At 47.5% G+C, this 23,707-nt stretch carries 20 protein-coding genes; 12 read left to right on the plus strand and 8 right to left on the minus strand.

From position 1 onward, the window contains the following. Nucleotides 1-127 precede the first annotated feature (127 nt). From glyA to L5L94_RS06390, 9 genes are all read left to right on the plus strand, one after another. Nucleotides 128-1,381 carry a serine hydroxymethyltransferase gene (gene glyA / locus L5L94_RS06350; RefSeq protein WP_263162008.1) on the plus strand — a complete coding sequence of 418 codons (1,254 nt, stop codon included), beginning with the start codon at nt 128-130 and terminating at the stop codon, nt 1,379-1,381. A 288-nt stretch (nt 1,382-1,669) separates the two neighbouring features. After that, a complete protein-coding gene (nrdR, locus tag L5L94_RS06355) occupies nt 1,670-2,119 on the plus strand; it encodes a transcriptional regulator NrdR (RefSeq protein WP_006082643.1) in 450 nt (149 codons plus the stop codon). A gap of 106 nt (nt 2,120-2,225) precedes the next feature. Beyond that, nucleotides 2,226-3,404, plus strand: a complete 1,179-nt coding sequence (gene ribD / locus L5L94_RS06360; RefSeq protein WP_263162012.1) for a bifunctional diaminohydroxyphosphoribosylaminopyrimidine deaminase/5-amino-6-(5-phosphoribosylamino)uracil reductase RibD — start codon at nt 2,226-2,228, stop codon at nt 3,402-3,404. A gap of 50 nt (nt 3,405-3,454) precedes the next feature. Further along, nucleotides 3,455-4,111 carry a riboflavin synthase gene (locus L5L94_RS06365; protein WP_219251244.1) on the plus strand — a complete coding sequence of 219 codons (657 nt, stop codon included), beginning with the start codon at nt 3,455-3,457 and terminating at the stop codon, nt 4,109-4,111. A gap of 95 nt (nt 4,112-4,206) precedes the next feature. Then, nucleotides 4,207-5,310 (plus strand): bifunctional 3,4-dihydroxy-2-butanone-4-phosphate synthase/GTP cyclohydrolase II, encoded by a 1,104-nt coding sequence (gene ribBA, locus L5L94_RS06370; RefSeq protein WP_263162016.1) that lies wholly within the window; start codon nt 4,207-4,209, stop codon nt 5,308-5,310. Between the two features lie 130 nt (nt 5,311-5,440). Next, a complete protein-coding gene (gene ribE / locus L5L94_RS06375; protein WP_006082639.1) occupies nt 5,441-5,920 on the plus strand; it encodes a 6,7-dimethyl-8-ribityllumazine synthase in 480 nt (159 codons plus the stop codon). A gap of 11 nt (nt 5,921-5,931) precedes the next feature. After that, nucleotides 5,932-6,336 carry a transcription antitermination factor NusB gene (gene nusB / locus L5L94_RS06380; protein ID WP_006082638.1) on the plus strand — a complete coding sequence of 135 codons (405 nt, stop codon included), beginning with the start codon at nt 5,932-5,934 and terminating at the stop codon, nt 6,334-6,336. A 78-nt stretch (nt 6,337-6,414) separates the two neighbouring features. Continuing rightward, nucleotides 6,415-7,371 (plus strand): thiamine-phosphate kinase, encoded by a 957-nt coding sequence (gene thiL, locus L5L94_RS06385; protein WP_037392620.1) that lies wholly within the window; start codon nt 6,415-6,417, stop codon nt 7,369-7,371. Between the two features lie 15 nt (nt 7,372-7,386). Beyond that, a complete protein-coding gene (locus L5L94_RS06390) occupies nt 7,387-7,881 on the plus strand; it encodes a phosphatidylglycerophosphatase A (RefSeq protein WP_263146996.1) in 495 nt (164 codons plus the stop codon). 152 nt (nt 7,882-8,033) lie between these two features. On the opposite strand, the gene recN is transcribed toward L5L94_RS06390, so the two are convergent. Then, nucleotides 8,034-9,692 (minus strand): DNA repair protein RecN, encoded by a 1,659-nt coding sequence (recN, locus tag L5L94_RS06395; protein ID WP_263162017.1) that lies wholly within the window; start codon nt 9,690-9,692, stop codon nt 8,034-8,036. Between the two features lie 128 nt (nt 9,693-9,820). Then, a complete protein-coding gene (locus L5L94_RS06400) occupies nt 9,821-10,783 on the minus strand; it encodes an AEC family transporter (RefSeq protein WP_263162018.1) in 963 nt (320 codons plus the stop codon). Nucleotides 10,784-11,082: 299 nt separating this feature from the next. Here L5L94_RS06400 and L5L94_RS06405 point away from each other — a divergent pair, with 299 nt between their 5' ends. Beyond that, nucleotides 11,083-11,982 (plus strand): LysR family transcriptional regulator, encoded by a 900-nt coding sequence (locus L5L94_RS06405; protein ID WP_263162020.1) that lies wholly within the window; start codon nt 11,083-11,085, stop codon nt 11,980-11,982. 21 nt (nt 11,983-12,003) lie between these two features. Here the strand turns inward: L5L94_RS06405 and L5L94_RS06410 are convergent, their stop codons facing one another. From L5L94_RS06410 to barA, 3 genes are all read right to left on the minus strand, one after another. Next, nucleotides 12,004-12,237, minus strand: coding sequence for a DUF3319 domain-containing protein (locus L5L94_RS06410; protein WP_131523583.1), 234 nt, complete (start codon nt 12,235-12,237; stop codon nt 12,004-12,006). 142 nt (nt 12,238-12,379) lie between these two features. Beyond that, the gene (locus L5L94_RS06415; RefSeq protein WP_028761381.1) at nt 12,380-12,979 is read right to left on the minus strand and encodes a YjaG family protein; all 600 of its coding nucleotides are present in this window, start codon (nt 12,977-12,979) and stop codon (nt 12,380-12,382) included. Next, nucleotides 12,954-15,755 carry a two-component sensor histidine kinase BarA gene (gene barA / locus L5L94_RS06420; RefSeq protein WP_263162022.1) on the minus strand — a complete coding sequence of 934 codons (2,802 nt, stop codon included), beginning with the start codon at nt 15,753-15,755 and terminating at the stop codon, nt 12,954-12,956. The genes L5L94_RS06415 and barA overlap by 26 nt, the downstream gene beginning before the upstream one ends. Nucleotides 15,756-15,855: 100 nt before the next feature. Here barA and rlmD point away from each other — a divergent pair, with 100 nt between their 5' ends. Together rlmD and relA are read left to right on the plus strand one after the other, a co-directional pair. Continuing rightward, a complete protein-coding gene (rlmD, locus tag L5L94_RS06425; RefSeq protein ID WP_263162024.1) occupies nt 15,856-17,208 on the plus strand; it encodes a 23S rRNA (uracil(1939)-C(5))-methyltransferase RlmD in 1,353 nt (450 codons plus the stop codon). 152 nt (nt 17,209-17,360) lie between these two features. After that, on the plus strand, nt 17,361-19,568 hold the full coding sequence (relA, locus tag L5L94_RS06430; protein ID WP_028761378.1) for a GTP diphosphokinase: 2,208 nt from the start codon (nt 17,361-17,363) through the stop codon (nt 19,566-19,568). 502 nt (nt 19,569-20,070) lie between these two features. Here relA and L5L94_RS06435 read toward each other — a convergent pair. The 3 genes from L5L94_RS06435 to L5L94_RS06445 all read right to left on the minus strand — a co-directional run bounded on the left by L5L94_RS06435 (nt 20,071) and on the right by L5L94_RS06445 (nt 23,453). Next, on the minus strand, nt 20,071-21,783 hold the full coding sequence (locus L5L94_RS06435) for an FAD-dependent oxidoreductase (RefSeq protein WP_263162025.1): 1,713 nt from the start codon (nt 21,781-21,783) through the stop codon (nt 20,071-20,073). Between the two features lie 32 nt (nt 21,784-21,815). After that, the gene (locus tag L5L94_RS06440; RefSeq protein WP_263162026.1) at nt 21,816-22,658 is read right to left on the minus strand and encodes a PRC-barrel domain-containing protein; all 843 of its coding nucleotides are present in this window, start codon (nt 22,656-22,658) and stop codon (nt 21,816-21,818) included. A gap of 360 nt (nt 22,659-23,018) precedes the next feature. Further along, the gene (locus L5L94_RS06445) at nt 23,019-23,453 is read right to left on the minus strand and encodes an OsmC family peroxiredoxin (protein WP_173497545.1); all 435 of its coding nucleotides are present in this window, start codon (nt 23,451-23,453) and stop codon (nt 23,019-23,021) included. Nucleotides 23,454-23,707: the final 254 nt, after the last annotated feature.

Genomic DNA, 23,707 nt, shown 5'->3' on the forward strand with positions numbered 1-23,707 from the left:
CTCGACAATGAGCCAAGTTCAAGCACTATCTGCAGGAATTTCATGTTTCAAATACTGGGATTGTGACCGCGTTCCGAGTAGAATACCGCGCAACCCTACCTATAAGAATTGGCAGCTGGAGTAAGCAATGCTGAAAAAAGATATGAATATCGCAGATTATGATCCGGAACTGTTTAAGGCAATTCAGAATGAAACTCTGCGTCAAGAAGAGCATATTGAGCTGATTGCTTCTGAAAACTACACCAGTCCACGCGTGATGGAAGCGCAAGGTTCACAGTTAACCAATAAGTACGCTGAAGGCTATCCAGGCAAGCGTTACTATGGTGGTTGTGAGTATGTGGACGTAGTTGAAACCTTAGCGATTGAACGTGCGAAAGAACTGTTTGGCGCAACTTACGCTAACGTACAACCTCATTCAGGTTCACAGGCAAACAGCGCGGTTTACATGGCATTGTTAAAACCTGGCGATACCGTACTGGGCATGAACTTAGCCCACGGTGGTCACTTGACCCACGGTTCACCGGTTAACTTCTCTGGCAAACTGTACAACATCATTCCTTATGGTATCGACGAGTCTGGCAAAATTGACTATGACGAGATGGAGCGTATTGCCTTAGAACATAAGCCTAAGATGATGATCGGCGGTTTCTCTGCCTATTCAGGTATCGTTGATTGGGCAAAAATGCGTGAAATCGCAGACAAAATCGGTGCTTATTTATTTGTCGACATGGCGCACGTTGCCGGTCTTATTGCTGCGGGCGTTTATCCAAACCCAGTACCACACGCGCACGTTGTGACATCTACGACCCACAAAACCTTAGCGGGTCCCCGTGGTGGCGTGATCCTATCTGCTGCTGACGATGAAGACTTGTACAAAAAGTTGAACTCTGCGGTATTCCCAGGCGGTCAAGGTGGCCCATTGATGCACGTTATCGCAGGTAAAGCGGTTGCGTTCAAAGAAGCCCTAGAGCCAGAATTTAAAGTGTACCAACAGCAAGTGGTTAATAACGCTAAAGCTATGGTTGAAGTGTTCCTTGAGCGCGGTTACAAAATCGTCTCTGGCGGAACCAGCAACCACTTAATGCTAGTTGACCTGATTGGTCGTGACTTAACGGGTAAAGAAGCCGATGCCGCTTTAGGTAGCGCTAACATTACTGTGAACAAAAACTCAGTGCCAAATGACCCACGTTCACCCTTTGTGACCTCAGGTGTGCGTATCGGTACGCCAGCCATTACGCGTCGCGGCTTTAAAGAAGCGGAATCGAAAGAGCTGACGGGCTGGATTTGTGACATCCTTGATGATGCGAACAATCCTGCTGTGATTGAACGTGTGAAAGGCCAAGTATTGGCACTTTGCGCACGTTTCCCTGTTTACGGCTAATTTGCCTATGCATCTACGCTTAGTAGATGAAGGGCCGAGATTGATCGCCGACTGACTTGATACTTATCACATCAGGTACTTAGCATCAGGCACTTAACATCAAGTAGTTAACATTAGGTTGTTAAGCTCAGGTAGTTAACCTCAGCCCATAAATAGGATAAAATCCCATGGCCGCATCTTGCGGCCATTTTTATTGGTAACATCTTAGGCTTAAATCCATTGCGTTTGACTGAGATTTAACAGGTAAAGCCATTAACGCTTTACCACCATTCACTGGCAGGAGGCTCAATGCATTGTCCATTTTGCAGCGCGACAGATACTAAAGTCATCGATTCCCGATTAGTGGCAGAAGGCCACCAAGTGCGCCGTCGCCGAGAATGCACCGAATGTCATGAAAGATTTACCACCTTCGAAGGCGCCGAATTAGTCATGCCTAGGGTGATTAAGCGCGATGGTTCACGCCAACCCTTCGATGAAGAAAAACTCCAAGGTGGCATGTTGCGCGCCGTTGAAAAACGCCCCGTATCTATGGATGAAATCGAGCAAGCACTCAGCAAAATCAAGTCGACTCTGCGCGCCACGGGAGAGCGGGAAGTGCCGTCAGAAATGGTCGGTAACTTAATGATGGAGCAATTGATGAGCCTAGATAAAGTCGCCTACATTCGTTTCGCTTCTGTGTACCGTGCCTTCGAAGACGTGTCTGAATTTGGCGAAGCCATCGCCAAACTGCAAAAGTAGTCATTGAGTTTTGTCGCCGACAAGGCAGACGTGCAGTTGCTAACAGCATGAAAAACAGATTTTATAAGACTGGTGAAAGCCGAAACCTTTAACAACAGGGTTGAACATGAGCTTGAACATAAGTTGGTCCGTACTCGATACCCAAATGATGAGCCGCGCGATTCAATTGGCGCGCAAAGGCTTTTACACCACGAGACCCAATCCCAGTGTGGGCTGCGTTATCGTTAAAGATAACCAAATCATTGGTGAAGGTTATCATCAAAAAGCGGGTGAACCCCACGCCGAAGTGCATGCGCTACGTATGGCTGGCGAACGCGCCCGCGGCGCAACGGCCTATGTCACTTTAGAGCCCTGCAGCCATTATGGCCGCACGCCGCCCTGCGCCTTGGCGCTGATCAATATTGGCGTTAAACGCGTAGTCGTGGCGGTGGAAGATCCTAATCCGCAAGTAGGTGGTCGCGGTATTCAAATGCTGCGTGACGCCGGTATTGAAGTGGATGTGGGATTACATCGCGATGAAGCCTATGCCTTGAATTTAGGCTTTATGAAGCGCATGGAATCGGGTTTACCCAGAGTCACAGTCAAATTAGCCGCGAGTCTCGATGGTAAAACCGCGCTGTCTAACGGTGTGTCTAAATGGATAACCGGTCCAGAATCTCGTCGCGACGTGCAGCGATTACGTTTACGTTCCTGCGCGCTAGTCACGGGGATCGAAACCATATTGGCAGACGATCCTTCGCTCAATGTGCGTTATCAAGAGCTTGGTGGCTTAAAAGACAGTCTAACCGAAGCGCAACTGTTGCAGCCATTAAGGGTGATACTCGACAGCCGCGCCCGTTTGCCGTTATCCGCCGCCTGCTTAGCTATCGTATCGCCGATACTCTTGGTCTCGACCGTGGCTTATCCTGCAGAGTTTCAAACACAATTGCCCTCCCATGTGAGTTGCCTCGTGTTACCTGCAATTGCAGGTCGCGTCTCATTGCCTGAACTATTAAGCTATTTAGGCCAAAGCTGTAATCACGTGTTGGTGGAAGCGGGTGCAACCTTAGCGGGCGCATTTTTAGCAGAGGGGCTTGCCGATGAGTTAGTGCTGTACCAAGCGATGAAAATCCTCGGTGGGTATGGGCGTAATCTGCTGCAATTGCCCGATTATCAAACCATGGCACACATTCCTGCACTAATTTTGGTAGATGAGCGCAAATTAGGGCCAGATACCCGTTTAACTTTGAGCGTTATGCTTGATACCTCTTTATCTAAATCGAATTGGAGCAAGATAACCGTTTAACCTTGAGTCTTATGCCTTATTACTTCTTTATTTAATTAAGTGAGTTAACCATGTTTACTGGGATTATTGAAGCCGTTGGCACCCTGCGCAAACTGGAGCGTAAAGGCGATGATATTCGTCTTACCGTGGCGAGCGGCAAACTGGATTTAAACGATGTACGTCTAGGCGACAGCATTGCCACTAACGGTGTGTGCTTAACGGTTGTGCAGCAATTAGCCGACGGTTATGTGGCTGATGTCTCTGCCGAAACCGTGAGTCTAACCGGCTTTGCTCACTACAAAGTGGGCACTAAGGTGAATCTTGAAAAGGCCGTCACCCCAACCACACGCTTAGGCGGCCACATGGTCAGTGGCCATGTGGACGGTATTGCAACGGTTGAGCAACGCTTAGTGCGTGGTCAAGCCATCGAGTTTTGGTTAGCCGCACCCGCAGAGCTTGGGCGTTATATTGCCCATAAAGGTTCCATCACCATTGATGGCGTGAGTTTGACGGTTAACGAAGTGGACGGCAGTCGATTCCGCTTGACCATAGTGCCGCATACCGCGGGGGAAACCACGTTAATCGACCTGCAAGCGGGCGATAAGGTGAATATCGAAGTGGATTTAATCGCCCGTTATCTTGAACGCTTGATGAATTATGATGGCAAAGACAGCAAGAGCGGTGGCGTCACCATGGAAATGTTAGCCCGTGCCGGCTTTGTGCGTTAGTGCACAGGAGCAGATTATTTAACTTAAGCTTATCGGCAGCTTAGGTTATTTAGGTATAGAATTTCATAATAACAGCAAAATCATAAGGTCCTACAATGGCGCTGCACAGTATAGAAGAGATCATCGAAGATATTCGTCAAGGCAAAATGGTTATTTTGATGGATGACGAAGACAGAGAAAACGAAGGTGATTTGATCATGGCGGCCGAAATGGTCACGCCAGAAGCGATTAACTTTATGGCGAAATATGGCCGTGGGCTTATTTGCCAGACCATGACTAAAGCCCGTTGCCAGCAGTTAAATCTCCCCTTAATGGTGACGAATAATAACGCCCAGTTCTCGACTAACTTTACGGTTTCTATTGAAGCGGCAGAAGGTGTGACTACCGGTATTTCGGCCCACGATCGCGCTGTAACGGTGAAAGCGGCTGTGGCTAAGGAGGCTAAAGCGTCTGATTTAGTGCAACCAGGGCACATCTTCCCGCTAATGGCACAGGACGGCGGCGTATTAACCCGCGCAGGCCACACTGAAGCTGGCTGTGATTTAGCCCGTCTTGCGGGACTTGAGCCATCGGGCGTTATCGTTGAGATTTTGAACGAAGACGGCACTATGGCACGTCGCCCAGATTTAGAGATCTTCTCCGAGTTGCATGGCATCAAAATCGGCACTATTGCGGCTTTAATCGAGTATCGCAACACCAAAGAAACCACGGTTGTGCGTGAAGCTAAATGCAAACTACCGACCCGTTTCGGCGAGTTCGACATGGTGACCTTCAGAGACACTATCGACAATCAACTGCACTTTGCCTTAGTCAAAGGTGAGGTGAAAGAAGATTGTTTGGTGCGCGTGCATTTGCAAAATACCTTCAACGATTTACTCCACTCAGAGCGCGATCAGCAACGCAGCTGGCCACTCGAAAAGGCGATGGAGCGTATTTCTGCAGAAGGTGGTGTATTGGTTTTACTCGGGAATCAAGAACATCCCTGTGAAATCCTTTCTAGGGTGAAAGCCTTTGAAGCTGAAGATCAAGGCCAAGCGCCTGCTTCTGCAAAATGGCAGGGGACGTCGCGCCGTGTGGGTGTTGGCTCGCAAATTCTCGCCAGCCTTGGTGTGACTAAGATGCGTCTGCTCAGTTCGCCTAAACGCTACCACTCACTTTCAGGCTTTGGCCTTGAAGTGACTGAGTATGTGGCGGACTGAAACCCAAAGTTACACTGAAGTAAAATTAACAATTTCTGATAATTTGCATAGGGCTCTGGGCAATTGGCTGTGATATCATGTCGCCACTTTTCGCCCCGAGCTGGGTGCTTTAGCTAAATTAGGTAAGATAATGAACGTAGTTCAAGGTAATATCGAAGCGAAAAATGCCAAAGTTGCGATTGTAATTTCGCGTTTCAACAGCTTTTTAGTTGAGAGCTTGCTTGAAGGTGCACTTGACACGCTGAAACGTTTTGGCCAAGTCAGCGACGACAATATCACTGTTGTCCGTGTACCAGGTGCGGTTGAGTTGCCGCTAGCTGCGCGTCGCGTAGCTGCCAGTGGTAAATTCGACGGTATTATCGCATTAGGTGCGGTGATCCGTGGTGGTACTCCTCATTTTGATTTTGTTGCAGGCGAATGTAATAAAGGTCTAGCTCAAGTTGCTTTAGAATTTGATCTGCCTGTTGCTTTCGGTGTTTTGACCACTGATACCATTGAACAAGCGATTGAACGTTCAGGTACCAAAGCGGGTAACAAAGGCGGCGAAGCTGCTTTAAGCCTGCTTGAAATGGTCAATGTTCTGCAAGAACTTGAACAACAGTTGTTATAGTAGGAAAAATAATGAAGCCTTCTGAGCGCCGCAAGGCCCGCCGTTTAGCCGTTCAAGCCATCTATTCATGGCAACTAAGCGGGAATAATATTGCCGATGTCGAGCATGAGTTTTTAACTGAACAAAGTCTCGACGGTGTTGATGTAGCTTATTTTCGTGAGCTATTTTCAGGCGTTGCAACGAAGAAAACCCAATTGGATGAGCTGATCATCCCGCATCTGGAACGCCCGATTGATGAAGTGTCTCCAGTAGAGAAAGCCATAGTTCGTTTAGCGACCTATGAGCTGACTTTCCGTAAAGATGTGCCATACAAGGTCGCGATTAACGAAGCGATTGAGTTGGCAAAAGCTTTCGGTGCGGACGAGAGTCATAAGTTTGTGAACGGACTGCTCGACAAACTGGTTGCACGCAAGTAATAAAGACAAACGGTATCTTAGGATACCGTTTTTCATTGCTAACAAAGGTGGCCGATGTAAGTCGTGCCAAACTGTACAGTGAAAGAATTCCAATTAATTGAATGTTATTTTAGCAACCGCGGCCCCACTCGCCGTGATGTGAAGCTTGGCATCGGTGACGATTGCGCTTTAGTGCAACCTGCAGAAAACAAGTCGATCGCTATCTCCTGTGATACCTTAGTTGAAAATGTCCATTTCTTCCCCGATATGCCTCCCGCTGCCTTAGGTTACAAAGCTTTAGCGGTAAATTTATCTGATCTGGCTGCCATGGGCGCTGAACCCGCGTGGATGACGCTTGCCTTAACACTACCCGAAGTCGATGAGACTTGGCTAAGTGGTTTTAGTGAAGGTTTATTTGAAGCGGCCGATTACTATGGCATCGCCTTAATTGGCGGCGATACGACTCGTGGTCCACGGGCTATTAACATCACAGTGCACGGCCAAGTCCCACAGGGTAAGGCACTCACGCGTCATGGTGCTAAAGCGGGTGATTGGATTTATGTCACGGGCACGCTCGGAGATTCGGCCTTAGGTCTGGATATCATTCGCGGCGCGCAACAGGCCAGAGCCGAGCATAAAGAATTCCTGATTAATCGCCATTATCGTCCAACACCAAGAGTCTTAGCGGGTCAAGCTTTGCGTTCGCTTGCCTCCAGTGCAATCGATCTTTCCGACGGGTTTATCTCGGATATCGGTCATGTGCTTAAGGCTTCGGCAGTTGGTGCTGTGGTGGATGTTAATTGCATCCCGCTTTCACGCGCGATGCAAGATACCGTCAGCGAGGAGCATGCCTTAGGTTATGCGCTTACGGGGGGCGAAGATTATGAACTGCTGTTCACCGTTCCTGAAGCGCAAAAAGGTGCGCTTGAGACAGCGTTGAGCCATGCAGGAGCAAAGTTTGTTCGCGTTGGACAAATTTGTGCAGGTAGTAAGCTCAAGTTGCAACTTAATGGTGAGCCGTTTACGCCGCCGTATCACGGTTTCGAGCACTTTTAAGCGAAGAGCATGTTAATGAAATGGTTGTCAAAGGATCAGGTGCTAACGCGCCTGTCATTAAAAAATCCTGTCCACTTTTTGGCACTCGGTTTCGGTAGCGGGCTCGCCGCTAAAGCGCCTGGCACCTTCGGTACTTTGGCCGCAGTTCCCCTCTATTTATTGATGGCGCCATTACCGCTCACTTGGTATATCGGCTTAACCTTATTGAGCGCATTTGCGGGATTTTATATCTGCGGTAAAGCCGCTCAAGATATGGGTGTTCACGATCACGGTGCGATTGTGTGGGATGAAGTGGTTGGGCTACTGATCACTATGATAGCGGCACCAGCAGGTTGGGGTTGGTTGTTAGTCGGCTTTGGTCTATTTCGCTTTTTCGACATCATCAAGCCTTGGCCTATTCGATGGCTCGATGCCAAAGTTCATGGTGGCTTTGGCATTATGATTGACGATGTCTTAGCGGGCGTGTTTTCGTTTATTTGTCTGCAAGGGCTAGTCTGGTGTGTTAGCTAACATTATCGCTAACCTAACATGATAGTTAACCTGACATGTTAGTTAGCATGACCAACAACTAATTCTTAGCTTTGATATAGCCCCTTAGCTTGTGATATAGAGTGTGTAGATTCAAGCGGTTAGCGATCTCATTCGTTATCTGATTCATACTACTATTGCAGCAGTTCCCTTGCGTTCGCGAGGGTATTGCTGGTGATAGTATCGCCACCTAACAGTCTTGCAAGCTCTTGGATACGCTGCTCACGATCGAGCGATTTCATTGTGGTCTCAGTACTGCCTGCCTTATTAAATTTATCGACAAACATGTGTTGATGACCATTGCCCGCAACTTGCGGCAAGTGAGTCACGCACAGTACTTGGGTCGATTCCCCTAAGCTGCGTAACATGCGGCCCACCACTGCTGCGGTGGGGCCGGAAATCCCGACATCCACCTCATCGAAAATTAATGTCGGTGTGGCAACTTTCTTCGCGGTAATCACTTGGATCCCTAGCCCTATCCGTGAGAGCTCACCGCCAGACGCGACTTTCGAAATCGGTTGCAAAGGTTGGCCAGGGTTAGTGGTTACCATAAATTCGATATTGTCACTGCCATTGGCTGACATTTGCTCGGGGTGGAAATTGACTTCGATCGTAAATTTACCCTTAGGCATATTCAGTTCGTGGATTGACTGAGTCACCAGTTTGTCGAGTTCTTTAGCATAGCGGGCACGGCTTTGGCTGAGCTTTTGCGCATTGCTAAGATAAGCGGCTCTACTTGCCTCGACTTGAATCTGAATTTCTTCAAGTTTACTTTCATCACTGTCTAAGGTGCTTAGCTCAGCCTTTAATGCTAAATGATGCTCGGCCAGTTTATTCGGGCTAACATGATGCTTACGCGCCAGTTGCATGGCTTTTGATAGCCGTTCTTCTAAATAGGCAAAGTGGGTTGGATCGAGTTCAAGTTTACTCAAATAGTGCTGTAATTCGCCTGCACTTTCTTGCACTTGGATTAAGGCATCATTGAGCATAGTGTTGATATTGCTTAATGCGGGATCGTAGCTTTGCAGATCTTCGGCGAGGGAAACGACTCGGTTGAGTAGCGACTCTATATTGTTCTCTTCGCCCTCTGTGAGTATATCTAAGCTCGCCTGACAGGTATCAATCAACTCAGTGCCATTAGCCAGACGTTTGTGCTCTTGCTCAATCTCATCGAACTCATCAACTTTAAGATCAAACTCATCGAGTTCTTCTACTTGATATTGCACTAATTGCTTACGGGCAATACGTTCATGCTGGGAGGCTTCGAGTTGTTTTAGATCGGCCTCAATTTGCTTGCAGCGTTGAAAGCTAGCGGCAACCGTATCTATAAGCAATCTGTGGTTGGCATAACTGTCGAGCAGGGTGAGTTGATGTTCACTTTTTAACATTGCATGGTGCGCATGTTGACCGTGAATACCGATAAGCAACTGACCCAGTAATTTTAGCTGCGTCAGCGGCACTGGATTCCCATTGATGTAGGCGCGTGAACGGCCATCGCTACCAATAGTCCGACGTAGAATGCACTCATCATCGAGTTCAAGATCGTTATCTTCTAACCAACGTTTCGCCAGTGGAATATCATCCAAGGAAAAGCGGGCGCTGACCTCGGTTTTATTGGCTCCGGGACGAACACTGCTGGCATCGGCGCGATTGCCTAGGCATAGGCCTAGCGCATCGATGGCAATCGATTTACCCGCACCGGTTTCACCTGTGATGCTGGTCATACCGGGGCGAAAATCCAGTTCTAAAAAACGGACGATAGCGAAGTTATTAATGCTGAGTTGGCAAAGCATAGTGAATTCCTGTCGAAAAACATACCAAACCACTGTATTGATAAACAGTATATACTGATTTTATATACAGTAAAGTGGCTTGGGTGAAAAATCGACATTATCGACAGTAAATATTTTTAATTAACTGATTATCCATAGGTTCTTACTAAGCTTTCTAAGATAGGTAAACTGAAGAAAGTGACTAAGGTGCCAAATAGAATGCCTTGAGCACTGGTTGAAGCCTGAGTGTTATAACGCTGGGCGAGTAAGTACACGCTAGCCGCGGTGGGCAGTGCGCTCAAGATCACGCCCATGATCAGGTAGTCACCACTTACTCCAAAACGGTTAAGCATAAAGTAGACGAGTGCAGGTTGGATAGCTAACTTGAAGAGGTTGATAAGGCTCAGTTCGATAAAATTCTTGGGGCTAAATACGCTGCTATCTTTCTGGTAGCGCATCGCTTTGGCGAGTACCATGCCGATAGCAAATAGGGCGCAGGGGCTTGAGGTATTGCCTATTTGCTGGATCATTAGCGCCAGCCCAGAGGGCAGTTTTATCTCTAGCGCTGAAATGCCGACGCCAATCAAGCTACCAATAACGATAGGGTTTTTACCGACCGCCATCATCATTATGACTAAGGCGTGGTGTTGTCTTTGGGTGTTAGTGGCCAGTTCCATCGAGACTAAGGCGACGGCAAACATCAGCACGGATAATAAGCTGGCAATCGCGGCGGCAACTAAGGCACTTTGCTGCTGCGGGAATAAGATGATAAGCAGTGGAATACCAATAAATGCCGTATTACCAAAGGTGGCATTGAGGGCTCGAATAGCGGCAACCGCATGCTGTTTAGGGTTAGCAAGCAGCGAGAGCCCAAGGCAGACAAGATAAGTAATCACCATAGCCGTGCTGTAGCCCGCAATGAATCCCCATTGCAAAATTTCATCAATCGGCTGCTGGGCGAGGGCGATAAGCATGATCGCAGGGAACGCAATATAGTACACATACTGGTTTAGCACTTGATCCGTATTGACGGGCAAGAGTTTTAATTTTTGCACTAGTGTGCCGAGCAACATGATCCCGAAGACGGCAAACAGAGGGGTTAAAATGGTCATTTCCCTCACTCATCCTTACGATTAAATTTGAATAAACTCAGCCACCACCGTTATTTCTACTATCACTATGATTTTGGGTGGGCGCTTGCCTTTTTTATGTCACGTTAGAACCAGAACTAGCGCCAGCGCAGTAAAACTCGCCACAAAATAACATATCATTTCAGTCTAAGGCTATTGCGCTATGGTCGTATAAGTGGATTAATTGATGTTTAAAACACAATGACTTAGCGTACTCTGTGATTGTTGATGACTTTATATAGTGCCTAAAGTGGGCAGCTAGAACAGAATTAGGACATGCAATGAGTGATGATTTAAGCGCTGAACTACAACTTGTCTATCTTTTTGTGCATTTAGTCAATGCGGGCAGTTTTTCGCAGGCGGCGAAAGAGCTCGATATGCCCATCGCCACTGTGAGCCGCAAGTTAGCGAAGTTGGAAGAGAAGCTCGATAAACAGCTTTTTATGCGCAGTACCCGCAAGTTGCGACTGACAGAGGAAGGGCTGGCGCTCTTTCAACGTTACCAGAGCGTGGTTGCTCAATTCGATGAGCTGAGTGGGTTAGGCAGCGATAAACCCGAGGGAACCTTACGCATCGCCGCGCCGATTTCGATTATTTCCATCGTGTTTATTCAAGCATTGAATGAGTTTGGCCGTTTGTATCCTGATATCCGTTTGCACATTTCCCAGAGTAATGAGTTAGTCGATTTGATCGATAAAGGCATAGATGTGGCGATTGTTGGCGGGGCTCAGCCTGATTCTTCTTGGGTGTCGAGTACCTTAGGCGAGCTCGACTATTGCCTGTTTGCCACGCCAGAATACTTGGCTCAGGCACCTAAACTTGAGCATCCCGATGATCTTGAAGCCCATCAACTGATAAAAGTCTGGCCGCTGTTTAATTGGCATTTAAAGCATCCAAGCGGCGAGTCTTTTTATTTTAATGGCCCGACTAAGCTCACCCTCACGGACTTACACGGAGCGATTCAGGCTACTTTAGGCCATGGCGGGATCTTGTATGGTCCTGAACTATTTGTAAAACAGCAGATTAAAGAGGGGAAACTTAAAGTATTACTGCCGGAATGGATTGGCGAACAGAGGCGAATTTCGATTTTATATCATCAGCGCAGCCAGCAGCCGCTAAAGGTAAGAGTCTTTATTGAGTTTATGCAGTCAAAGGCGCCAGAGTTATTTTCTATGCGTTGATTTATTGAGGAGAACTGATTTTTAGCGTCTTTTAGGTTTTACGGTGTTTTTGCTCATAGTGTTTTGAGTTTGTTTTGCATCTTGCAGGCTGGAGCGTGTCGCGGGCAGTATGCCGAGTTCTAAGAAGTATCCCACTAAACGCCGCAGTTCGAATAAAGAACCGATACGCTGTTGATCTTTGATGGTCAGTTTCCAACTGTCGGTGCGTCCTTCGCTATTGGTTAAGATAAATCCTTGATAAACAATCTTTCTCATTGGAATAACTCAATCTTTATTGATGCTATTTATAGCAACTGGATATCTTTGACGGGATTCGTTGGTGAGGGTGTAAAACGATGATCCCTTTCTTATTCTGCATGGATAATAGGTGCTTGAGTAACCCCAAGCACCTCATCAGTTAAGCGACGCTGATACCGATATTTGATACGCCAGCTTCGATAATGTCTTTGCGTAAGCCTTTGACCAGTTCCGCTGTGATCTTCGGATTTTCTTCAATAATTTCCAGCAGAGAATTTTGTAATTCTTTCTCTTCTTCCATGACTTCATGGGCGAAAACGAAATCATCTAATGCTTCATCCACCAAATCGACATCGCTGATCGCTTCGATGTAGTTAGCCACTGTGCTGGATGATAATTTGCTGATATTGACTATGTCTTCTTCAATTTTGCCTTGAATTGCACCTAGTAAGGTCGATATTGCGACCACTGCGTCCATAGCAGGATAGACGCCATAGGCTTCAAAATCAGCAGGATCTGGGGTGTTATCTTCCAAGCGTTGCAGATGCACATCGACATTGAATTTCAGCTTGGAGTCGTACTGGGATTGCCACAATAGTTCTAATGCGGTACTCAACACAGTAGGATCGCCAAACTCACAGACTTCGGAAAACAGTTGATAGTTGGGCAACATACGTTGGCAAAGTGCTGTGGCAAAGAGTTGTTTTTGTGGCAGTGTTAACGCCTTAAGACGTTTAAAGAAGCCCGTTTTTTTGGTCATCTGTTATTTCCGCTGATAGCTGTGATATCACTTGATTTGCCGCAGATTCTACCTTAGTTAACTCATCAAGTAACTCTAGTATTTCGGGTTCGAGATCTTCAACCGATGTTTCACGTTTTAGTGCCGATTCAATTTCTTGGCATAACCTTTGTGTGGTGGGCACGCCGCAGTAGCAGCTCGCACCATGCAGCTTATGGATAGTACTGAGCATGACAGGGTGATCGTTTTGACTTAGCGCCGTTTGAACCGTCGCCACGGTTTGCGGTAATGAGTCGAGCAACATTCTAAGCATATCTAAGGCGAGATCGGCCTTGTGATTGGCTTGGGTTAAGCATAAATCCCAGTTCAGCGTATGCAGGTCAAAATGGGTGAACTTAGGTCGAGTGATCCAGCGATGAATAATATCTTTGAGCGCCGCTTCATCAATAGGTTTAGGCAAATATCCGTCCATACCACTGCCTAAAATCAGTTCGCGTTCTTCGGCAATGGCATGGGCTGTCACGGCAATTATCGGCGTGTTGCGGTTCATCGAGCCTTGGCGAATTTGCTTCGTGGCACTAATGCCATCTGTGCCAGGCATTTGAATATCCATAAAAATCAAGTCGAAGGTGCGAGTCTTCGCCTGTTTAACTGCTTCATCACCGCTGTTGACGGCAACCACTGTCGTCACTAATTCGCTGAGTAAAGTATCAATCAGTTTTAAGTTGGCAAAGTTATCATCTACCGCGAGCACAGTTAAAGATTGGCGCGCAACCGGCGTTGATATTGTCGCAGGGGCTATGATGTCGTACTCCATCGGTGGATAGAGTAAGTTGCGCGCAAGCTGATGCTCACTGACTGGCAGAGACAACACCACATCGGCATTCGGGCGAATAAATTGGGTTAAGGCATCCTGTTCTTGGCAATCGTATAGCACTATAAGGCAATCTGTTTTGGTCTTCGCTAAGTTTAGTGTACTCACCAGTTGTGCTGAATCGCTAAACCCATGGCAACTCAAGAGAACATAGTCGTATGGCGCTTCAGTCGTGGTGAGCGTAGTCAACAAGCTTGGGATATGCTGATGATGGGTGACTTTTGTATCCCATTGATTCAATTGGCGGCTTAATACTGCGTGGGTGAGTATTCGCGGTTCGTAAAACAGTATAGTTTTGTCTTTGAGTTTTTCGAGCGGCAGTGAGTCACCGATTTGGAATTGACCTAAGCCGAGCGGCAAACTGAACCAGAAGTTTGAGCCTTTTTCTGGGGATGAAGTAAAGCCGATTTGGCCGCCCATTTGATTCACTAAACGCTTAGTGATCACTAAACCTAAGCCGGTGCCACCAAAGCGACGCGAAATCGACGAGTCTGCTTGGCCAAAGGCTTGGAATAAAAAGTCCTGCTGGCTTTCATCGATGCCGATACCTGTGTCGACCACATCACAGCGCAGTACCACTTGTTCATCCGATTGGCTCTGCAGTTCGATTTTGACCATCACGCTGCCAGAGTCAGTGAATTTAATCGCGTTACCAACCAAGTTATTGATGATTTGGCATACGCGCATGGCATCGCCATTGACATTGTCGGGCACGTTGGGGGCGATATCGACGACGAGTTCTAGGCCTTTGGCCTGAGCGCTGCCGGAGATCAAGGTAATCGTATCGCTTATGGTTTCCCTAAGGCCGAAGGGCATGTTTTCTAACACCATTTTACCGGCTTCGAGTTTAGAAAAGTCGAGAATGTCGTTGATGATACCCAGCAGGTTAGTGGCGCTGCGTTCTATGGTCTTGATGTAATCGACTTGGCTCGAATGCAATGGTGTTTTGACTAATTGCCGCGCAAAACCGATAACACCATTGAGCGGCGTACGTAACTCGTGGGACATATTCGCTAAGAATTCAGATTTAATTCGGCTGGCTTCTAGGGCGCGTTTTTTAGCTAAATCCAGCTCGACGTTTTGGATTTCAATCTGCTCTAAGGTTTCCCGCAGATCAGACGTAGCTTGGTCGATATTTTGCTGCATCTCATCATGGTATTCCGATAGCGACCCCGCCATGGCATTGATACCGCGTTTGAGTAAGTCCAGCTCACCAATCAAGTTGCCATCTAAGCGGGCGTCTAATTTACCTTCACGGATTTTAGCGACGACGCGCACCATTTCAGTAATGGGCTGAGTGACGTTTTTCACTAGCCGGAAAGTAAATAGCAGGTTTAACTGCACGCCGATCAACACGATAATAAAGGCGGCGACTGCGGCTCTATGTTGCTCTAACAAGGCGCGTTCTTTATTGATTATTATCGAGATATAACCTAAAAGATGACCATCATCTGTCTGGATATCGTAATTAGCGGGAGCAGCACTGGGGCCTGTGGCAAAAATGGGCGTCCGTAAAATAAGGCTGTCGTCCACATGTTCAATTTCGGTTTTATGCAGCGTGTTGAGGGCTTCTTTGTAGCGCATAATCTCAAAGTCTTTGTGATAGTGGGAGGTCACAAAGAGTTGATTATTGGCATCGAAAATCGCGATGGATTTTACTAAGGTGGATTTGTTGAGCTGCGCCGCCGCGAGTAAGCGTTTGGTCGCTTCGCGATCATTCGCCACTAAGCCGATTTCACTGGCAATCGACAGCGGCTCGATAATATTGCTGCCCTGTTCGACGAGCGTATCTTCAAGCTCATAAAAACGATTTATGGTAAAGTAGCTGCCCAGAAGGATACCGACCAAGATTGTTGGCGCGAGTGCCAGCACAAGAACCCAAGAACGTAGGCTGTATTTGGTCATGTTGTTGACAGGGTTCATAGCAGCGGCGGTGTTTCCTGTGACAGAGACTAAGATAATTTTATAAGACTGCCAGAAAGAGGGCGGTCTTTGCCAGTATTTTATTGATTTAGAGGCCGAAATGGCGCAATTTTTTAAAGCAAAACCAAATAGTTCCAAACAGTTGTCGGCTAAGTTATCGCTGAGCGTAGAACAGCTCGATCACTTAGGTGCTGGTATAGCACAACATCAAGGTAAAGTCGTGTTTATCCCTGGCGCTTTGCCCGATGAAACCGTGACGGTACAGCTCACCGAGCAAAAGAAAAATTATGCCCGTGCCAAGTTGATTAAAGTCGATTCATCAAGTCCTGAGCGCGTCGAGCCCGAGTGTCCACACTACCACACCTGCGGCGGCTGCGACTTACAGCATATGTCATTATCGGGTCAGCGTGAGCATAAAGAAGCCGCGTTGCTGGATATTATGGCTAAGTTTGCTGGCACTGAAGGCGGTGCTTTATCGCCTGCACTCACGGGGGAAGGTTGGCATTATCGCCGCCGCGCCCGTCTTGCAACTTTATTTGATAAAAATACCAAGCACTTAAGTTTAGGCTTTCGCGCCGCCAGTAGCAGCAATGTGGTGCCTATCAGCCAGTGTCTGGTGTTAGCTAAGCCGTTATCGGACTTGATTGTCCCCTTTGCTAAGTTGCTGAACCAATTGTCAGCTAAAGCCAGCTTAGGTCATCTTGAGTTAATTGCCGCCGATAATGGTCATTTCGCTGTGCTGCGGATCACTAAGGCGTTAAACGATAAAGATCTCGCTAAGTTGTCAGCCTTTGCTGAGCAGCATCAGATCCATATTTGTCTGCAGGATAACGAAGGCCAATTCCAAGGCGTCGGCGCCGAGTTAGTGTTACCTGTTTATCAGCTGTTAGATGACAAAGCTGAGTCGGATGCGGTGAGTTTAAGCTTCACCCCAGGTAACTTTGTGCAAGTGAACGGACAGATTAACAAGGCCATGGTCGCTCAAGCGATGGATTGGTTAGCGCCAGCGCCAGATGAGCGCATTTTGGATTTGTTCTGCGGCATGGGTAATTTCAGTTTGCCCTTAGCGAAAATGGGCGCTGATGTGATTGGCGTCGAAGGGGTTGCCGAAATGGTGACTCAGGCACGGGTGAACGCTAAAGCTAACAATCTGGATAAACTGACCTTTTACCACGGCGACTTGAGTGCGGATTTATCCCTTGAGCCTTGGATGGGCAAGATTGATAAATTACTGCTCGATCCCGCCCGTGCGGGGGCATTTGAAAGCTTGCAATGGCTTAAGAAGATGAAGCCACGCAAAGTCGTGTATGTTTCTTGTAATCCTGCGAGCTTGGCTCGCGATAGCGCAGTACTGTTAGAGCGCGGTTACCGCTTACAGCAATTGGGACTTATCGACATGTTCCCACAAACACACCATATCGAAGCCATGGCACTGTTTGAATTAACCAAGTAATTTGCGCTGGCAAAGTAAGCAAAGCGTTTGAATAACGTAAAAAATGTGATTATTACGTCGGTTGGGTTTGACAAGTTCGCGCCAATGCTGAAGATAGGAGAGCTGAAGTGGTGCCCACTTTCTCTCTGAGCACGGATAAGGAAATAAATTAGATGGTCTCTGTTCGCGAAGCGCACTTTAATGATCCCGATTTTCACTTAGAAGATTGGGTAGCTCGCTATGTTGGTCATGCCGATGAAGCGCAGATGCTGCTCTCTTTGATAGGGCAGATTGACGCCTTACCAGCCAAGAGTCCTGCGGCGAAGAGAGAACTGCTCGAACGTGCTCGAGAGATGATTGAAATCCTCGCACCGCTAAACATGGACATTGAAACCCTGCAGGCGGCAATTTTGTTTGTGGTGCTCGATGCTGGGTTACTGACTGAAGAAGCCATCCAAGAGAAATTTGGTGAGCCGCTGGCGCGTTTAGTGGCGAGTGTCGTGACCATGAACGCCATCGGCGCCTTGAAAATCAATCCTAATAGTCGTTCAACCGAGCCGCAAATCGATAACATTCGCCGCATGTTATTGGCTATGGTTGAAGATGTGCGCGCCGTGGTGATCAAGCTTGCCGAGCGTGTGTGTTTGCTACGGGCGGTGAAAAATGCCGACGAAGAAACTCGCGTGCTGCTGGCCCGCGAAATTGCTGATATTTACGCGCCGCTGGCTAACCGTTTAGGGATTGGACAATTGAAGTGGGAGCTGGAAGATATTTCTTTTCGCTATCTGCATCCAGATACTTATAAAGACATCGCTAAGCAATTAGATGGCAAACGACTGGATCGTGAAGTCTTTATCGACAAGTTTGTCAGTCAGTTGCAACAAAGATTAGATGAAGACCAAATTCGCGCTAAGGTCTACGGCCGGCCGAAACATATCTACAGTATTTGGCGCAAGATGAAGGGCAAGCACCTCAAATTTGATGAGTTGTTTGACGTGCGCGCCGTGCGTATCGTGACTGAGCGTTTGCAGGATTGTTATGGTGCATTAGGTGTTGTGCATACGCTTTGGCACCATATTCCACGGGAATTTGACGACTATGTCGCTAACCCTAAGCCTAACGGTTATCAATCGATTCATACCGTGGTGGTGGGGCCTGAGGGCAAAACCGTTGAAATTCAAATTCGTACCCAAGACATGCATGAAGATGCAGAACTCGGTGTAGCCGCGCACTGGAAATACAAAGAAGGCAATCATTCCGGTAAGCAAAGCGGCTACGAAGAAAAAATTAACTGGCTGCGTAAAATTCTGCAATGGCAGGAAGACGTGGTCGAAAGTGGCAACTTGGTTGAAGAAGTGCGCAGCCAAGTGTTTGAAGATAGAGTCTATGTGTTCACCCCAAGCGGTGAAGTCGTCGACTTGCCACTGGGCTCAACCGTGCTCGACTTTGCCTATTACATTCACTCCCAAGTGGGACATAAATGTATTGGTGCTAAGGTCGATGGCCGTATTGTACCGTTTACCTATCAGGTTGAAACGGGTGAGCGTATCGAGATCATCACCTCGAAACAGCCCAATCCTAAGCGTGACTGGCTTAACCCTAATTTAGGTTATATCCGTACTTCGCGGGCGCGTTCTAAAATCCAGCATTGGTTTAAGCAGCAGGACAGAGACAAGAATATTGTCGCTGGCAAAGAAATGCTCGAGTCAGAACTCGCGCGGGTGAGCCTTAAAATTAAAGACGCGGCCATCGCGGTCGAGCGCTTTAATATGGCGAGCATGGATGACTTACTGGCGGCCATTGGCGGCGGTGATGTGCGTCTGCATCAAGTGGTTAACCATATACAAAGCCGTCTGCGACTCGACGAAGTGTCAGAAGAAGATGCGGTCGAAGAATTAGTTAAGAAAGGCCAACATAAGCCGACCTCCAGTGGCCGTGGTCAGGTTGAAGTCAACGGTGTGGGTAACTTGCTTAACCATATCGCCCGTTGTTGTCAGCCAGTTCCCGGTGATGAGATCTTAGGTTTTATCACTAAGGGCCGTGGCATTTCTGTGCATCGCGCTGATTGTGAGCAAGTTAAAGAGTTAATGCGGGTTCACCCAGAGCGCGGTGTCGATGTGGTCTGGGGCGAAAATTACTCCGGCGGTTATCGAATGCGTTTGCGGGTATTAGCCCACGATCGCAGCGGCTTATTGCGTGACTTAACCTCAGTGCTGGCGGCCGAAAAATCCAATGTATTAGCCATGAGCTCGTCATCGGACACTAAAAATCAGACAGCCGCTATTGAGTTGGAACTGGAGCTTTATAACCTCGATGGTTTATCGCGAGTGTTATCTAAACTGACCCAAGTCGATAGTGTGATCGAGGCAAGACGGCTTTAGGTTTTGCAACGCCTTTCGAAGCAGTAAGTATCTAGAAGCCATCTAGAAGCTAGAAAGAAAGTAATTAAGGATTAGGGCGGCAGGGTGAATTTCACCTGCCGCCTTTTCATTTGGCTTATTTTTTATGGAAATTGAGCTGCATGACTTGTTAGTTCAGCTGCGGTGTTCTTGGTGTTAGCCTGATATCACCCATACAGGTGTGCCATGGCATTCACTCTCCGACACTGTGGATAGAAGCCTAGTGATTCTAAGCTTATGAACGAGCTATGGAGGGCGAATATTTCGAGTGAACCAAAGTAATTAAGAAAGGGACTCCTTGCACCCACTTAATCTTGGAGATGACGTATAGATCGCCATGTCTATAAGCAGAAAAAGGTGATGACGATGGCCGCAATCAATGTCAGGAATCGCTGTTGAGCAATTCACTTCGAGCTTTCAGCCAACATTATTCTCATGGTCATGCAGACGCCCTGCGTTATTTGTCTTTTATATCAGTCACTCTTTATCCGGCAATCCCAAAGGCGATGGCGCTCACCGACAAGATAACAATGACTGCCAAACCAACATCCAACACGTTAGGAAGTTTGCAGTAATAAAGCACATCATCAATTTTCCCAAGGATGGTCAACACCAGAAAGTTCGACTGTGGAATGACCTGAAGCTGCGGCTCAAAAACCTTTACCGCAAGCTTGCCACTCTCGACCGCGGCTTCAATGCTCCACACATCCGCCGTCGTTTGGGTGTGAGCGCCTGCCAGAACAAGGTTGGATATTGATGTCTTTTGCTGTGGCATATATTGTTGGGTGTGGGTCGAATTCACCCATTTGGGCTGCGCCGATGTTATGCCTTCGGGAGAAAACGCCCATTCATGCCAAACGGTGATTTTTACGATGGAAAAATCTTGCCAGCTTTTGCCGCCGTTAGCCTTTTTCACCAGTTCATCTAGGGCATCACACTGCTTTAATTGAAATAACACTTCATCAAGGAATTGCTCCTCAGTGCATTGTTCCAAACAAAGGCCATGAACAGGGCCTGGGACTTTTGAAACGCAAGCAGTAACCGTCCACAGTGATTGAATCTCTTCCCCCAGAGAACTCGACTCTCCCCACGCTTGTTCTTGAGAAAACAGTGTCAGGTTAAAGGCGGAGTCTGAAATAACCAGCGCGCATCGTTTTCTCGGCCAAGACATTGGTTCTTTGAAGCCAATTCTGAAGGATACTTGGGTGTGCGGCCCCTGTTGTACCAAGGGTTTAAAAAGATTGAGTTGCGGTTTATTTTGAAGCAGCGGGGTTCTGTCTAGAACATCTGCCGCAGAAAAGGGATTGAGTGCGAGGACATAGATATCAGCCTGAACGGTTTCGCCATTGGCGAGCTCTGCCGCTGTGATGCTGTTATTCTCAAAACACAAACGATGAAGTGAGGTCTGCCAATGAAACTCGACCTGCTTTTTCTTCAGATAATCGACCCATTTATCAAACCAAACTTCACTGCTGGGCCCGTTAAGCAGCAACCATCCCATACGGGCCTTGTGTTCCCACGGCCCGCCTTCACTGTCTGCTTGATGATGATAACAATACTTAGTGACCAATTGCTTACGGAAAAAATGCGCCACATGATGGAAAGAAACATGACACCAGTCAGAGCCAACCCAAGGGCCAAAAGTGGAACTCCAGGTGCTCAGGGTCGAAGCGGCTAAATAAGGTCGCCAAGCTTCTTTCGCATTGATATTGCTGTACTTTTTGCTACTTCGGGTATTTGAACACCATGCTTTTCCCATTAGCCAACACCAAAGCCATTTTTCTTTGGTCGTCATACTAAACAGGTTTTCCAAATCGACATTGCTGGAGTGAGAGTCACCAAAGTGAGCTGAACCTGAATTAGGCGCCAAGCCGAATACCACTGGCCGAGAAAGAATATTGTCATAGAGACTGGAATGCTCATCAAAGGGGATCTCCTTGATGAGTTCGAAAAAATTGTTATACCAAGGGCCCATTCCATGCCAAGAGTATTCAGAAGGCATACCCTGATCTTCTTTCCTTCTGGCACTTCTAAAAAAACCACCCGCATCCGCATTCGCCTCGAATACCTTGACTTTATACCCAAGTTTTGCAAATTCATGCGCTGCCGTTAGTCCGGCAATACCACCACCAAAAATAGCGACACTTTTCGCTTCTGTGGATGACTCTGTGGATGTAGAGATAGCTTCAACTAACATTTAGCACCTCTTAACATTATCGTCGTTTGTGTCTAACGTGCTTTTAGGGGGGATTTTATGCTTTCATGTTTCTTGTCATCCAGCCAATAACTGGGGCGACGATAATGATGGTAAATATGCATTTCCGTCTTACGATCCACTGGCACCGTTGGGTTATACGGCGGAGCGTCTTTCACTGCCTGTCGTGTCAGATTGACAGACGCCTTGGCATCGGGCCAACTCACATCTTCGATCCAATCAGCAGGAATCAGCACTTGATGACCTAGCCACCAGTTACTCGTATTCACTATCAGGTATCGAATGGCCCAAGTCTCTTCATCGATAAGCAGGTCCTGTATGTGGCCAATGTCACCATCGGTCGCATGAATGCGGTAGTCGATTACTGCCTGACAACTACGCAGATGAATGTCGTCATCTTGGTGCTGCTCGGCTTTAGTTTGTGCATTAGTCTTAGCCACTTCTGGATGTTCGACATCAGGTGTAGACGCTAAGCCGACGTAGCCCGTTAACATCATATTCGGATACACACCCCCGCCCCACATCCCGTCACCGCCCCAATAATAGGGATAGCCGTAGTACTCAAGTAAGCGAATTTCTTGCTGTCGAGAGACAGGTTTTTGGGTGCTGATATCGGGGCTGTTCTCGACTTGAACTTTTGTGATAGAGACGGGCAACAGCTTGTCCGCCCAGTTAGCTTGGCCTATCGAGATAGGCGAAATCAGTACTTTTCTACTGGAAAGCCAAGTGCCAGTGTCAACAACGAGATAGCGAATGCACCAAGTTTCGTCATCGAAATAGACATCTTTAACATGACCAATGTTGCCGTCTGTAGCACTGATGACATAGTCCTCCATATTCTTAACTGTGCGTAACATAAGCACTGTCTCCTTCGCATGTTTGTTTTCCTAGAGGGTCGATTACCTATGTAGTATGCAAAAGCGGCGACGCTGTCTAACGTAAGTATCATTTTTGGGAAGTGACGAACTGCCAGATGCCTAAGTCGCCGAGTTCGCAGCCAAATCCAAACTATTAGTGGGTGCGTGAACGCACTGACACCAGACCGCTGGTCATTCACCATAGAAAGACAATCGGTAATGTTAAGGGCTGTGGGAAACATTTTTAGCGGGCGATATGAACACACCAATTAAAAAATGAATTTTAGCGGCAGATCTGGCGCTGGTGTTAGTACCGCTTAGCCACATAGCGCTGGCTGATACTGCGTCTTAGGAGATGAGTTATTTCAGTGTCGCTTGCAGAGTAATCTCTTTAACACCAGCAAGGGCCTTCGATACAGGGCAGTCACACTTTGCCGCAGCCGCAATCTCCTGGAATTTCGCTTCGTCGATGTCCGCAATCTCTGCGATCATAGTCAATGCGATGCGGTCTATAACGAAACCTTCGCCTTGTTTAGCGAGACGTACACTGGCCTTGGTGTCGATATTGGCGGTGATAAACCCTGCCTTGTCGCAGGCGAATGAAAACGCCATCGTAAAACACGCGGCATGGGCGGCAGCTAGTATCTCTTCAGGGTTCGTGCCACGACGGTCATCCTCGAAGCGGCTACCGAAGCCGTAAGGATATTGCTTCAGTGCACCGGTCTCGGTACTTATTTTACCTTGGCCTTTCTTACCTTGACCTTGCCATTGGATAGTTGCGATTTTTTCAATCATGGTGTGTCTCCTAAATATCAAAATTGCTCAAGAAGGGTTTCATTTTCGACACTAATGATTGGGCAAATTGAGACGACTTATACTGCCAACCTATGCCAGTCTGGACTTGACCATAGGTATCCGTCTGTACGGTATGCAACAGATATGATAGCTGCGAAGGCGCTAATGTGATTGCGCTGGGCGTTGAAGATCCCCACCTACCAATCGAAGATATGCTTCTCAAGATCGCCTTTGTACGCTTTCATTTCAGAGGA

Source organism: Shewanella sp. SM21 (genome assembly GCF_025654335.1).
Lineage (GTDB): Bacteria > Pseudomonadota > Gammaproteobacteria > Enterobacterales > Shewanellaceae > Shewanella > Shewanella oncorhynchi.

What these genes read in the sequence shown, in the direction of transcription:
- L5L94_RS06415 (WP_028761381.1), bottom strand. Translation starts at nt 12,979, where the DNA reads ATGACCAAAAAAACGGGCTTCTTTAAACGTCTTAAGGCGTTAACACTG.
- relA (WP_028761378.1), top strand. Translation starts at nt 17,361, where the DNA reads ATGGTCTCTGTTCGCGAAGCGCACTTTAATGATCCCGATTTTCACTTA.
- L5L94_RS06410 (WP_131523583.1), bottom strand. Translation starts at nt 12,237, where the DNA reads ATGAGAAAGATTGTTTATCAAGGATTTATCTTAACCAATAGCGAAGGA.
- rlmD (WP_263162024.1), top strand. Translation starts at nt 15,856, where the DNA reads ATGGCGCAATTTTTTAAAGCAAAACCAAATAGTTCCAAACAGTTGTCG.
- L5L94_RS06400 (WP_263162018.1), bottom strand. Translation starts at nt 10,783, where the DNA reads ATGACCATTTTAACCCCTCTGTTTGCCGTCTTCGGGATCATGTTGCTC.
- recN (WP_263162017.1), bottom strand. Translation starts at nt 9,692, where the DNA reads ATGCTTTGCCAACTCAGCATTAATAACTTCGCTATCGTCCGTTTTTTA.
- glyA (WP_263162008.1), top strand. Translation starts at nt 128, where the DNA reads ATGCTGAAAAAAGATATGAATATCGCAGATTATGATCCGGAACTGTTT.
- L5L94_RS06445 (WP_173497545.1), bottom strand. Translation starts at nt 23,453, where the DNA reads ATGATTGAAAAAATCGCAACTATCCAATGGCAAGGTCAAGGTAAGAAA.
- nusB (WP_006082638.1), top strand. Translation starts at nt 5,932, where the DNA reads ATGAAGCCTTCTGAGCGCCGCAAGGCCCGCCGTTTAGCCGTTCAAGCC.
- nrdR (WP_006082643.1), top strand. Translation starts at nt 1,670, where the DNA reads ATGCATTGTCCATTTTGCAGCGCGACAGATACTAAAGTCATCGATTCC.
- ribD (WP_263162012.1), top strand. Translation starts at nt 2,226, where the DNA reads ATGAGCTTGAACATAAGTTGGTCCGTACTCGATACCCAAATGATGAGC.
- L5L94_RS06440 (WP_263162026.1), bottom strand. Translation starts at nt 22,658, where the DNA reads ATGTTACGCACAGTTAAGAATATGGAGGACTATGTCATCAGTGCTACA.
- L5L94_RS06405 (WP_263162020.1), top strand. Translation starts at nt 11,083, where the DNA reads ATGAGTGATGATTTAAGCGCTGAACTACAACTTGTCTATCTTTTTGTG.
- L5L94_RS06435 (WP_263162025.1), bottom strand. Translation starts at nt 21,783, where the DNA reads ATGTTAGTTGAAGCTATCTCTACATCCACAGAGTCATCCACAGAAGCG.
- ribBA (WP_263162016.1), top strand. Translation starts at nt 4,207, where the DNA reads ATGGCGCTGCACAGTATAGAAGAGATCATCGAAGATATTCGTCAAGGC.
- barA (WP_263162022.1), bottom strand. Translation starts at nt 15,755, where the DNA reads ATGAACCCTGTCAACAACATGACCAAATACAGCCTACGTTCTTGGGTT.
- L5L94_RS06365 (WP_219251244.1), top strand. Translation starts at nt 3,455, where the DNA reads ATGTTTACTGGGATTATTGAAGCCGTTGGCACCCTGCGCAAACTGGAG.
- L5L94_RS06390 (WP_263146996.1), top strand. Translation starts at nt 7,387, where the DNA reads ATGAAATGGTTGTCAAAGGATCAGGTGCTAACGCGCCTGTCATTAAAA.
- ribE (WP_006082639.1), top strand. Translation starts at nt 5,441, where the DNA reads ATGAACGTAGTTCAAGGTAATATCGAAGCGAAAAATGCCAAAGTTGCG.